Annotated in this window: 6 protein-coding genes; 4 read left to right on the forward strand and 2 right to left on the reverse strand. The window is 61.3% G+C overall.

Going from position 1 to position 12,318, the window contains the following annotated elements; all coding sequences use genetic code 11:
* Positions 1-92 precede the first annotated feature (92 nt).
* Both pbpC and ACP4QI_RS16160 read right to left on the reverse strand, forming a co-directional pair.
* Positions 93-2,417 (reverse strand): peptidoglycan glycosyltransferase PbpC, encoded by a 2,325-nt coding sequence (gene pbpC / locus ACP4QI_RS16155; protein ID WP_426495833.1) that lies wholly within the window; start codon positions 2,415-2,417, stop codon positions 93-95.
* Position 2,418: 1 nt separating this feature from the next.
* A complete protein-coding gene (locus ACP4QI_RS16160; protein ID WP_426495834.1) occupies positions 2,419-7,386 on the reverse strand; it encodes an alpha-2-macroglobulin family protein in 4,968 nt (1,655 codons plus the stop codon).
* A gap of 286 nt (positions 7,387-7,672) precedes the next feature.
* Between ACP4QI_RS16160 and ACP4QI_RS16165 the strand changes: the two genes are divergently transcribed.
* From ACP4QI_RS16165 to ACP4QI_RS16180, 4 genes are all read left to right on the forward strand, one after another.
* Positions 7,673-9,217 (forward strand): PTS transporter subunit EIIC, encoded by a 1,545-nt coding sequence (locus ACP4QI_RS16165; RefSeq protein WP_142486700.1) that lies wholly within the window; start codon positions 7,673-7,675, stop codon positions 9,215-9,217.
* 11 nt (positions 9,218-9,228) lie between these two features.
* A complete protein-coding gene (locus ACP4QI_RS16170) occupies positions 9,229-10,596 on the forward strand; it encodes a 6-phospho-alpha-glucosidase (RefSeq protein WP_285131073.1) in 1,368 nt (455 codons plus the stop codon).
* A gap of 89 nt (positions 10,597-10,685) precedes the next feature.
* A complete protein-coding gene (gene sseA / locus ACP4QI_RS16175) occupies positions 10,686-11,531 on the forward strand; it encodes a 3-mercaptopyruvate sulfurtransferase (protein WP_426495835.1) in 846 nt (281 codons plus the stop codon).
* Positions 11,531-12,301, forward strand: coding sequence for a MurR/RpiR family transcriptional regulator (locus tag ACP4QI_RS16180; protein WP_285128990.1), 771 nt, complete (start codon positions 11,531-11,533; stop codon positions 12,299-12,301). Before sseA ends, ACP4QI_RS16180 begins: the two co-directional genes overlap by 1 nt.
* The last annotated feature ends 17 nt before the right edge of the window (positions 12,302-12,318 follow it).

A 12,318-nucleotide genomic window follows, 5' to 3' on the forward strand; every position in this document is an offset into this window, starting at 1 on the left:
TGAGCATTCACGCCATTGCCTATGGATGCATGTAACATTTTTTTAAAATAAGACGAGTTTTAACAACAGATCGTGGCTAAAACCTGTTTTATTTACTGCAACGTAAAATCTACGGTTGCCACCTGCCCCGCCTCATCCATCACCAGCAGTTGATAATCACCTGCATTTTCAAGATGCAGTTTGTACGTCCGCCCCTGCGCATTCAGCGGTTCACCATTGAGGAACCACCAGCGGGCCCCGTCGCTTGCGCTGGCCTGCAGCGGTAAGGACACGCGCGCCTCCCCCGGCAGACGCTTAATCACCGCTCCCTGGCGAATGCCTGAAAGGATCAGCGGTGCCGGGAAGGCCTGGCCGAGCGGCGGGCAGGTTGCAGATGCCGCCGGGATACGCGCAGACCGCCGTTCCGCCTGCGGTAGCCACGGCTCCAGCGGCAGCGGCCAGACGTCGAGGGTGCGTTCCTGTGCCTGCGGGCAATCCGCCGCCACGCGTTGACCGCTGTTATCCAGCCAGACAGGGAAACGAATCCCGCGGATGCCCTCTTGCTCCGGCAGCAACAGCGTCGGCGGCTGGCTCCCCTCAAGCAGCCAGGTCGCGAGGCGGCGGCGACAGTTGCTGTCCCCGTCAGGCAGGGACTGCCCGCCCGGCCAGCAAATCACGCCGCGGCTCACCGAGGCCGGACGCGGATCGCGCGGCAGGCGCGCCTCATCCAGCGCCGAGCGCGACTGCAGCAGGTTATTGACCTGATTTAACACCGGAACCGCGCTGGCAAAACCAAACTGCCCGGCCACCGGCGTGCCGTCCGGTCTGCCGGTCCAGATCCCGATCACGTAGCGCGCATTCAGCCCTATCGCCCAGGCATCGCGGTAGCCATAGCTGGTACCGGTTTTTATCGCCAGAGGCACCACCTGGGCAAGCGCGCTGTCCGGCAGCGGCTGCGCCTCGTTGGCCAGAATACGGCGGATGATCCACGCCGCACCGGGCGACAGCAGGGGCCGTTCAACCAGCGGGGCGTCCGGCTGCATGCGCAGTCTTCCTGCCCGCCCCTGACGGGCAAAGGCGCTGTATGCCGCGGCGATATCTTCCAGACGTGCCCCGGCGCCGCCCAGGATCAGGGAGAGGTTCGGCTGAGCGCCTGCGGGAAGCAGCAGCGGTAATCCGGCATTGCGCAACATTCCGGCAAACTTTTTCGGCCCGTAGGCTTCCAGCACCTGCACGGCGGGCAGGTTAAGGGATCGCACCAGCGCCTCGCTCATGCTGATAGGGCCATGAAAACCGCTGTCAAAATTCCCGGGACGATAATCGCCGGTGCGGCGCGGAACATCCTGCAGCAGCGAGGCCGGGTGGATCAGCCCATCGTCCATCGCCAGGCCGTAGATAAAAGGCTTAAGCACCGATCCCGGAGATCGGATCGCCGAGATCATATCCACATGGCTGAAACGGCTGTCGTCGGTAATGTCGACCGATCCAACCCAGCCGCGCACCTTCATATCGCTGTGATCGACAACGATCATTGCCAGCGAACTGCGGGGCGGCAGCCGGGATTTCCAGTTCAACGCCAGCTCCTCCAGCTGGCGCTGCAGCGTGGCATCAAGGGTTGTCACCACTTTGGTGTCACGGCTTTTGCCGAGCATCATGCGTGAGAACAGCGGCGCCAGCTGCGGCATCTGCCGGGGGGCCAGCCATACCGGCTCCTCCTGCGACTCGCTTACCTGACGCGCGGGCCAGACGCCCTGCGAGGCCATGCGATTAAGCACCTTGTTGCGCGCCGCCTCGGCCCGCTCCGGCCAGCGATCCGGGCGCAAACGGCTCGGGGCCTGCGGCAGGACGGCAAGCAGCGCGGCTTCGGAATAGCTCAGCTGCGCAGGGGCTTTCCCCAGGTAGGCCCAGCTGGCGGCCCCAACCCCCTGCAGCGTGCCGCCAAAGGGGGCGCGGTTCAGATAGAGGGTCAGGATTTCACGTTTGGAGAGGTGCCACTCCAGCTGGAGCGCGCGCCAGAGCTGACGCACTTTGCCGCCCAGGGTGCGGGGATGGGGATCCAGCAGGCGGGCTACCTGCATGGTCAGCGTACTGCCGCCCGACACCACCTTCCCGGCAGTCAGATCCTGCCAGGCGGCACGCAGCACCGAGAACGGGTTAACGCCAGGATGATCCCAGAACCAGCGATCTTCATACTGGATCAGGGCCTCGAGATAGCGCGGCGAGACCTCTTCGATGGTGACCGGATAGCGCCAGATCCCGTCGCGATCGGCAAATCGCCACAGCGGGATCCCCTTTTCATCCACCACCACCCGGGCGGGATTGACCTCGTGTAGCGGCAGCGGCCACAGGCGATCGGCAGCAATGACGCCGCCCCACAGCAGAAGTATCGCCCCCGCCAGCCATAGCCAGCGGGAGCCTGTCCATTTCCGATACTGCACGTTACGGAACGACGATCAGCGGGCCGCTGGCCGCACCCGTTGCCCGCCACTGCGGCACGTACATCGATTCCACCAGCGGCACGGGCACCGCATAGGTTCCCGGCGTGACGGCGCGGGCCAGATAGACCAGCGTCACCGGCTGGCCTTCATTGACCGGCACGGCGGCGACAAAGCGATCGTCGCGGAACTCCATATGCTGAATGTCGGCCTGCTGCATCTGGCTGAGCAGGTTCTGTACTTCACTCCCGCTCTCCTGCAGACTGGCGCTGCTGCTGGCCAGGTTCTGGTTTTCCAGCTCCAGCCCGGCAGGCAACAGGTCAACTACCAGGGCATCCGGCACGTTCTGGCTGGCGGTCACGTTCAGCCAGACCAGCACCAGCTCGCCGCTCTTCAGGGAGGAGAGGGATTTACTGCTGCCATCGGTCGCCAGAATCTGACGTTCGATTTTCAGCACGTTAGCAGCAGGCTGCGGCGCGTATTGTGGATAGCCGCTGCTGTCCAGGCGCACCCACAGCGGCGCAGTGCCGGTATTGGTAACCTGCAGGGCGGCCAGCCGATCGGCATCGAGGTTCTGCACCTGCGGTTTGTCACCACGGACGTTGCCTTCCGCCAGCGTGGTAGTGGCCTGCCACGCCCCGGAAAGAGTCTGCAGGGAACGACCCGCCAGGAACAGGGCATTGCTCTCCTGGGTAGAGAGCCAGCGCTGGCTGAACGCCTGCTGAGACAGGACGTTCAGCAGCGTGCTCTGCGCATCCGGCAGCAGGTTGTACTCTTCCAGCAGGCTCAGCATCATCGCGTTATCACGCAGTGGACTCCCGTAATCGGCCATCCAGCTCTGCGTTTCGCTGCGCGGTGTTTTGAGGGCCAGATCCAGCGCCTGCTGGCTGCGCGGCGCATCGCCCATCAGCTTCAGCGCCAGCCCCAGCTGCATCAGCGGCAGGCCCGATTTTGCCTGCGCACGACGCTCCCAGATTTCGCGCAATGCCCCGAGAGGGGCTTTCTGCTGACGTGCCAGCACCAGCGCAGCATAGGCCTGGATCGCAAACTTGCTGCCCTGAATATCGTCGCTGTAGCGGACCGCCATCATGCCCGGATCCTGCAGGTAGCGCAGCAGGCGGTTGTTGGCATTGTTAACGGCATCCGCCGGCACGCTGTAGCCCTGCTCACCCGCGCGCACCAGGAAATCGGTGACGTAGGCGGTGAGCCAGTACTCTTCCGGCCCCTCTTTATCCCACAGGGCGAAGCCGCCGTCGTTACGCTGCATCTGCAGCAGGCGGGAGATGCCGATCTCAATGGCTGCCCGACGCTTCTCGTCGCTGTCGCCCTTAATACCCAGCGCGTTCAGCTGTGCGGCACTGGTATAGAGCGACGGGAACAGGCCGCTGGCTGTCTGCTCCAGACAGCCATACGGATAGGCCTGCAGTTCACGAATGTAACGGGCCAGGTTGAGCGGCGGCTTACCGCTGAGCATAAGCTGCCCCTGTAACGTCACCGATGAGAAATTAGCGAGGTGCTGTTCCGGCGCGTGCCAGCTTTCACCCGGCTTGAGCATCGTACCGGTATTCACCGTTTGCGCCGGGAACGCCGGACGCACGCCGATTTTCCAGCTCTTCTGCTGTGGCGCAAAGGTTTCACCCGGGAGCGTCAGGCCGCTGACCTGGGCGGCGACTTCGCCCTCGCCGTAACCCTCCAGCGCCCGCACCGGAATAAACAGCGTCGTGCGTTCACCGGCCGCCAGCTGCACCGGCTGCGGCTGGGCGCCTTCCAGCGCCAGATTGCCGCCAGCGGTCAGCGCCACGTTCAGGGTCTGAGGGCGATCGGTAAGGTTGGTCAGATCCAGCGTCAGCCTGGCGTTATCGCCGCTGGCAAGGAAGCGCGGCGTGTTCAGCTCGGTAACCACGGGTGCGGCAACGACCACTTTGCTCTCACTGCTGCCGAAATCGTCATCGGTCCAGGCCTGGGCCATCAGACGCAGCTCGCCGTTAAAGTCGCCAATCGGCAACGAAACGGTGCCCTCGCCGTTGGCGTCCAGCTCCACCGGCTGCGCCTGCTGGGCGATGATGGTCACATGGTTGACCGGCGGTTTACCGCCACGTTTGAGCTCATCGCCATCACCGCCAAAGCGCAGCGACGCCAGCCGCCCCTGACCTTCAATCACCTGGCCGTAGATATCGTAGATGTCCGCGCCATAGCGCTTCTGACCAAAGAATGCCTGCCAGGGATCGGGCGTGACGTAATCGGTAATGTTGAGTACGCCGCTGTCCACCGCCGAGACCAGCACGTTGATTTTCTGCGGGGTCGCCCCCTCTTTCACGCTGGCTTTCACTTTGACCGCCAGGGTCTGGTTTGGCCGCATTTTTTGCGGGTTGTCCAGGGCAATACTCAGGCGACGGCTCTCATCGCCCATCGGCAGATGCAGCAGGCCCACCGCCCGTTTTGGCGTGGCCGATTTTGATTTATCACCAGGGCGAACCACCAGCGTGGAAAGATAGAGATCGTGACGTTTCCAGGCTTTATCCACCGGGATGGTCATATCCAGCCCCTCAGCCGGGACGTCGATCTCCTTCCACCACAGCGGCCCTTCGCTGGATTCGATCATCGCGTAGCCTTTACCTGCCGCCGGAGCGGCAATGTGCAGCTTGATGGTCTCCCCGGGCTGATAGGCCGGTTTATCCAGCTTCATCGTCACCCGGTCCGGACGTGCCGCCCCGGTGCCGTCACTGTTGTCCTGCCAGCTGTAGCCTGCCCAGAAGCGCACGCTGCTGACCGCCTCATCCGGGGCTTTCACCTCCAGACGATAGGAGCCCCACTCCACCGGGAAGCTCACTTTTCCGGTCTCGTCGGCGGCCAGGTCCACCGCCTGTTCGCCCTCAATCAGATCTTTTTGATCAAACTGCGACTGCCAGCCGTCGCTCTCGGACCAGTTCCAGGAGTAGTCGCGGCGCTCGCGGATCAGGCGCACCTGCAGGCCAGAGACCGCTTTTTTCGCCCCGCTGGCATCGGCATAAACAATATCGAACCCGGCCTGGCTGTTCTCCTCGACAATCGGCTGGTTGACGGTGGTATCGGTGCGGTAGTCATAGACCGCTTTGCTGGCGAACTGCGGACGGATGCCCGGCAGGGTCGCCGCTGGCCAGACGGCCTGCTCCGCCCGTCGGGTGACAGGTCGGCCGCCGGACTCCAGCAGGCTGGCCTGCAAAACCACCTGCAACGGGGAGTGAGTCTCTTTCCACTGGCTGTCGCTGCTCACCTGCCCGCGCCCCCGATCGTCGAGGGTCAGCTGCACCTCATCGAGACTGCGGCTCAGGTTCTCTTCGGCAATGTCCCCGAACTGGAAGCCCGGCAGGGCGGCCACCGCTTCCCGCAATGGACGCAGGAAGAGCTGCCCCTGCAGGCTGTTGCCGTTAGCGGGCGCACCGTACAGGTAATACCCCGTCACATCGAACGCGACAGGATCCTGCGGTGAAACCGGCGCTTTTTGTCCGGCAATATTGAGCGCCATGCGCTCTGGCATAAAGTCTTCGACGTGGAAATCCCACATCCGCTGCTGGTTATCGCCGGTGCTGGCGCGGACATGCCACATCCCGGTTTGCGCCCCGCTCTCAAGCGGGTAGTCAAAGCGGTAGAGGCCATTTGCAGGCTGGCTGACCAGGGTGCGCGCCACCTGGCCGTCCGGGCGCAGCACCTCCAGCTTCACCGGCTGGTCGGGGAGCGGTTTGCCGTCGCTGTCGCGCAGCAGGCCGTTGAGGATCACCGTTTCGCCCGGGCGGTAGAGATCCCGCGGACCAAACATAAAGAACTGTTTAGTGAAGCCTGGCGCGCCGGAGATGGCAAACTCCGCCAGATCCAGCGCCGGAAGAGTGAGATCCAGCAGCGTGGTCTGCCCGTCCTTGCGGGCGAGGAGCAGCGCCGCCTCTTTGTCGGTCTGCAGCGTCGCGTGGCCGTCAGCGTCACTGGTGGCCTGCGCCAGCGTCTGCCCTTTATCGTTCAGGAGCTGCACTTCGATTGCCGATTGCGCCGCACCGTTCTCCAGGCTCTGGGTAAAGATATCCAGCCGGTTATGGTAACGGTGTGCGGAAAGACCAATATCGCTGAGGGTAAACAGGGTGGCGGCGTTACTGTAGTTGTAATGTCCGGCCTGATTCATCACCGCGATATAGACGCCCGCCTGCTGTAAAGGCTTGATATCCGCCAGCGGCAGAAGCAGTTTTTCACGGGTATTACGCGCCGGGTTAAGGTCGAAACGGCCGGTGTAGACCAGATCCGCCATCTTCAGCAGATTATCGGACTCCCAGTTGGTGAGCGAGTTGCGGTACTCCCACTGGCTGACAAAGGCGGCTAATGATTCAGGTTTAACCCGGTAGAAATTCACATCGACGTTATTCACGTTCAGCGCCATCACCGGTAGCCCTTCCACCACCTTACCCGGCAGCAGCGAGCCGCGGCTGGCAAAACCGACGCTCGGCTCAATGTCGCGGGTGGTAATGGCTTTTTCGACGTCGCTGCCAAAGGTGTTTTTGTTCAGCGCCAGCAGATCGCGCTCGACGGTGACCACCAGGTTGCGGTTCGGCTCCAGATGGCGCAGGCGCAGCTCTTTCAGATTCGGCGCCAGCTCCCAGGCGCCATCAACCTTGCCGCTTTTTTTGTCGACCACGTGCACCGTCCGGGCGAAATCCTGCGATGGATCGAGCGGCACCGAGAAGGTCAGCACCAGGGCAGCGGCCCCGTCCAGCTGGATCTCAGACGCATCCAGCAGGGTCAGCGTTTTACCCATGCTTTGCGCGGCCAGTTTCTCCAGCGTGGCGTTGTCCGGCTTTGCCGGCGCAGAGGCAGGCGCTGGCGTAGAGGTGGAAGCGGTAGCTGTGGCGGGTGCCGCTGAAGAGGTCTTGTCGTCACTGTCATCACAGCCGACAAGCGTGATGGTGGTAAGCAGCGCTAATGACAGCGCGGCAAGGCGAAACGGTTTCATCCTTTATCCCTGGCCTTGCGGGCCTGTTGGTCGTCGTCGGGATAAGTATTATCCGCAAGTTTCATTAATACAAAAGTGTCGATTTCAATTCTGGACAGCGTCTCGCAAAGTTTTCTGCGTGGATAACATTCTGGCTGCTGGCGCGATCACAGCGTTAAAGGTTACATGTAACCTTTAACGTCATTTGTTTTTAAAACAACAAGATAGCTGGCTAAGTTCGCGTTTGCCCTGCTAATTTTAACGTTATGACGCACCCTGAGTGCGCGGTTCAATAAGAGAGAACGTCATGAAACGAGCCGTGAACGCCCTACAAAATTTCGGAAAATCACTGTACGGACCGGTACTTATCCTGCCTATTGTCGGTCTTTTCATTGCTTTTGGTAATGTGTTGGGTAACGGCGCCCTTGCCGGTTATCTGCCGTTCCTCGGCCATCCGCTGATCCAGAGCATCGGCCAGCTGATTTCAAAATCCGCCGTCTCGGTGCTGGTGAACCTGGCGCTGGTGTTTGCCGTGGGCATCCCCATCGGTCTGGCAACGCGTGACAAAGGTTACGCGGCGCTGATAGGCCTGGTGACCTTCGTGGTGTTTATTAACGCCATGAACGTGACCCTGAATTTGCAGGGCGCGCTGGCCCCGGCGGACCAGATGAAAGCGGCCGGACAGAGCATGGTGTTGGGCGTGCAGGTGCTGGAGATGGGCGTGTTTGCCGGGATCCTCACCGGGGCGCTGTCGGGCTATCTGTATAACAAATACTCCGGCGTGCAGTTTAACGGCGCGATGGCTATCTACTCGGGGCACTGCTTCGTCGCCATCATTATGCTCCCGGTCTCCATGCTGCTTGGGGTGGTGATGAGTGAGCTGTGGCCGTTTGCCCAGAACGGGATCAGCGCCATGGCCTTAGCCATTAAAGGCTCCGGGGCGTTTGGGGTAGCGATTTACGGCTTCCTTGAGCGCATCCTGGTGCCGACCGGCCTGCACCATCTGGTCTACACCCCATTCCTCTATACCGAGCTGGGCGGCACCCAGGAGGTCTGCGGCGCAACCTATCAGGGCGCGCGCAATATCTACTTTGCCGAGATGGCCTGCCCGGAGGTGAAGCAGCTCAGCAGCACTGCGGTGTGGGATGCCCGCGGCATCAGCAAGATGTTTGGCCTGCCTGCCGCCGCGCTGGCGATGTATGTCACCGCCAAACCGGAGCGTAAAGCCGCAGCGAAAGCGATTCTGATCCCGGCGGCGCTCACCTCCCTGCTGGTGGGGGTGACCGAGCCGATCGAGTTCTCCTTCCTGTTCGTCGCCCCGCTGCTGTTTGTGGTGCACGCGGTGCTGACCGGGATCGGCATGATGCTCTTTTATCTGCTGGGGGTGCACGCCATCGGGGCCAACGGCATTATCGATTTCATTCTTTATAACCTGCCGCTGGGCACCGAAAAATCCAACTGGCCGATGTACATCCTGGTCGGGCTGATCATGTTCGCCCTCTACTTCGCGATCTTCCGCTTCCTGATCCTGCATTTCCGCATGAAGACGCCGGGACGCGAAGAAGAGGATCAGGAGACCCGTCTGTACAGCAAGCAGGAGTACCAGGCGAAAGGCAGCAATGATGGTCTCGGCGAGGCGATTGTGGTCGGCCTCGGCGGACGCGAAAACATCGAGGTGGTAGACAACTGCTACACCCGCCTTCGCGTCACGGTGAAAGACGTTGCCATCATCGACGAGCCACGGCTTAAGGCGACGGGCGCGAAAGGCATTATCAAGCAAGGTAACAACGTTCAGGTGGTCTACGGGCTGCATGTCAAAAAAATGCGAGAAGCGGTCGAGACGGTTCTCTGAAGGAGATAAACATGATTACACCCCCATTTATTCTCTCTATCGCCGGTGGCGGCAGCACCTATACGCCCGGGATTGTGAAAAGCCTGATGGTACAGCTGGATAAATTCCCGCTGGCGGAAATTCGCCTCTACGACATTGATGCCGCACGGCAAAACACCATCGCGCCGGTGGTGGAGAAGGTCATTCGCGATCACAGCCAGAGCATCAAATTTACCGTTACCAGCGACCCGGAAGTGGCGTTCAGCGGGGCCCATTTCGTCTTCGCCCAGATGCGCGTCGGCCAGTATAAAATGCGCGAGCAGGATGAGAAGATCCCCCTGCGTCATGGGGTGGTCGGTCAGGAGACCTGCGGCCCGGGCGGGCTGGCCTATGGCCTGCGTACCATCCTGCCGATGGTTGAGCTGATCGACATGGTTGACCGCTATGCCCATGAGAAGGCGTGGATCGTCAACTACTCCAACCCGGCGGCCATCGTCGCCGAGGGCGTACGTCGCCTGCGTCCTGACGCCCGGGTACTGAACATTTGCGATATGCCGGTAGCGGCGATGCGTAACATGGGGGCCATTCTGGGTGTGGATCGCCACAAGCTGGAGGTGGACTACTTCGGCCTGAACCATTTCGGCTGGTTTACCCGCGTGCTGGTGGACGGCGAGGATAAACTGCCGGAGCTGCGTCGCCATGTCGCAAAATTTGGTCTGCTGACCGAAGATGCGGCCAAAACTGACCCGCAGCACTCGGATCCGTCGTGGGTGAAAACCTGGCGCAATATCAAGCCGATCATGGATAACTTCCCGGAGTATCTGCCGAACCCGTATCTGCAGTACTACCTGATGCCGAATCAGATCGTTGAGCACCAGAATCCGGACTATACCCGCGCCAACGAAGTGATGAACGGTCGCGAGAAAAAGCTGTTTGCCGCCGCACAAGAGTATAAACAGACCGGGATCCTGCCGGATGCATTCCACGTGGGGGTGCACGGCGAGTTTATCGTGGATGTGGCCCGCTCGCTGGCGTTTAACCTGCGCCAGCGCCATCTGGTGATGGTGGAAAACCGGGGGGCGATCGTCAACCTGCCGTACGACGCGATGGTTGAGGTCCCGGCTTATATCACAAGCGAAGGGCCAGAGCCGATCCGCATCGGCCGGGTGCCGCTGTTCCACCAGACTCTGCTGCAACAGCAGCTAGCCTCGGAGCAGCTGCTGGTGGAAGCCACCATAGAAGGCAGCTATGAGAAAGCCTTGCAGGCGTTCACCCTGAACCGCACCGTGCCGACGATGGAACATGCCAAAGCGATTCTGGATGAGATGATTGAGGCCAACCGGGAATACTGGCCTGCGCTGCAAAAAGCCTGGCAGGATGGGGAAGCGGTGAAAAAATAAGGGCTTGCTCGCGAGTTGAACGTGGTTCGCTTGTCGGTGTCAGAAAAAACACCGACAATCCATCAATGGATTCATTAATGGAGGCACCCATGTCCACCTCATATTTTGTCGCAGCCGACTGGCTGATTGAGCACAGTGATGACCCTGAAGTCCAGATCCTCGACGCGCGCATGGCGCCGCCTGGCCAGGAGCATCGTGACGTTTCTGCCGAATACCGCGCCGGGCATCTGCCGGGGGCGGTATTTTTTGATATCGAAGCCCTCTCCGATCATACCTCTCCCCTGCCGCACATGATGCCGCGCCCGGAAGCTTTTGCGGTGGCAATGCGCGAGCTGGGCGTCAGCCACGACAAGCATCTGGTGATTTACGATGAAGGGAATCTCTTCTCCGCTCCACGGGCGTGGTGGATGCTGAAAACCTTTGGCGTGGAAAAGGTGTCGATTCTGGCGGGCGGTCTTGCCGGCTGGCAGCGGGCCGAGTTACCTCTCCAGCAGGGCGATGTCTCCCTGCCGGACGGCGACTTTGAAGCCACCTTCGATGCCCGGGCGATCAAGCGTGTCACCGACGTGCTGCTGGCAAGCCACGAGCAGACCGCGCAGATTGTCGATGCCCGCCCGGCCCCGCGCTTTAACGCGGAAGCCGACGAGCCGCGCCCGGGCCTTAAGCGCGGCCATATCCCTGGCGCGCGTAACGTGCCCTGGGGCGATCTGGTGTTTGAGGGTGAACTGAAAACCACCGACGAGCTGCGTGAAATTTTCTCTCGCCAGGGCGTGGATCTGCATCAGCCGGTCGTTGCCAGCTGCGGCTCCGGCGTCACCGCCTGTGTCGTTATTCTGGCGCTGGCGACCCTCGGCAAAACCGACGTCACGCTGTACGACGGCGCGTGGAGTGAATGGGGTGCCCGGGACGATCTGCCGGTTGAACCGTCCCGGTAATGGATAACCGTCTGGCGACACTGTTAACGCGCGGGGAGTCTCTGACCCGCGCAGAGTATCGCGTGCTGGCCCATCTCACCGAGCATCCGCTGCTGGTGGGCCAGATCACCGTACGGGAGCTGGCGCAGGCGACCTTTGTCTCCACCGCTACTATTATGCGCCTGTGCCGCAAGCTGGGGTTCAGCGGCTTTAGCGAGTTTATCTGGCACTGCAAGCAGCTGTTAAGCGATACCCCGCACATTGCCGCCGAAACCCGGCAACCTGCGGAATTACCCGCCCTGTTTAATCAGTTTATCGCCAATTATCAGCAGACCTTTCAGTGGGCAACGGCGGAGAAACGCCGCCGGTTTGCCGAACTGCTGCGCGACAAAGAGAGCTTTTTCCTCTACGGCGCGGGCTTCTCCTATCTGTTTGCCGAGTACCTGACCAAGAAACTGCAGGTGCTGGGCAAGACGGCATTTATCTCCGGCCCTGGCGACAGCCGCAACATCTTTCTCAGCAACGCCTCGCGCTATCAGGTGTTCATCGCGGTCTCGCGCAGCGGGGAAACGGAGCAGGTGCTGGATAAGGCGCGGATCGCGCAGAACGTGGGGATGACGGTGGTGGCTTTTACCCGGGCGTCGGCGAATACCCTGGCGGGGATGGCGGATCTGCATTTTGCCTTATACGACGAAGCGGTGCATTTCGCTGCCGAGGCCGCAGGAGTGACATCGTTTGAGTCGAACCTGGTGCTGCTGATGGATTTACTGCTGCTGGAGGCAACGGGGTGAGTGTTCACCCCGCAAGG

Source organism: Leclercia sp. TB492, from assembly GCF_049974505.2.
GTDB classification, from domain to species: Bacteria; Pseudomonadota; Gammaproteobacteria; order Enterobacterales; family Enterobacteriaceae; genus Enterobacter; species Enterobacter adecarboxylatus_C.

Bases quoted from the DNA above. Each gene is read 5' to 3' on its own strand.
- ACP4QI_RS16160 (WP_426495834.1), bottom strand. From the start codon at position 7,386: ATGAAACCGTTTCGCCTTGCCGCGCTGTCATTAGCGCTGCTTACCACC.
- ACP4QI_RS16170 (WP_285131073.1), top strand. From the start codon at position 9,229: ATGATTACACCCCCATTTATTCTCTCTATCGCCGGTGGCGGCAGCACC.
- sseA (WP_426495835.1), top strand. From the start codon at position 10,686: ATGTCCACCTCATATTTTGTCGCAGCCGACTGGCTGATTGAGCACAGT.
- ACP4QI_RS16180 (WP_285128990.1), top strand. From the start codon at position 11,531: ATGGATAACCGTCTGGCGACACTGTTAACGCGCGGGGAGTCTCTGACC.
- ACP4QI_RS16165 (WP_142486700.1), top strand. From the start codon at position 7,673: ATGAAACGAGCCGTGAACGCCCTACAAAATTTCGGAAAATCACTGTAC.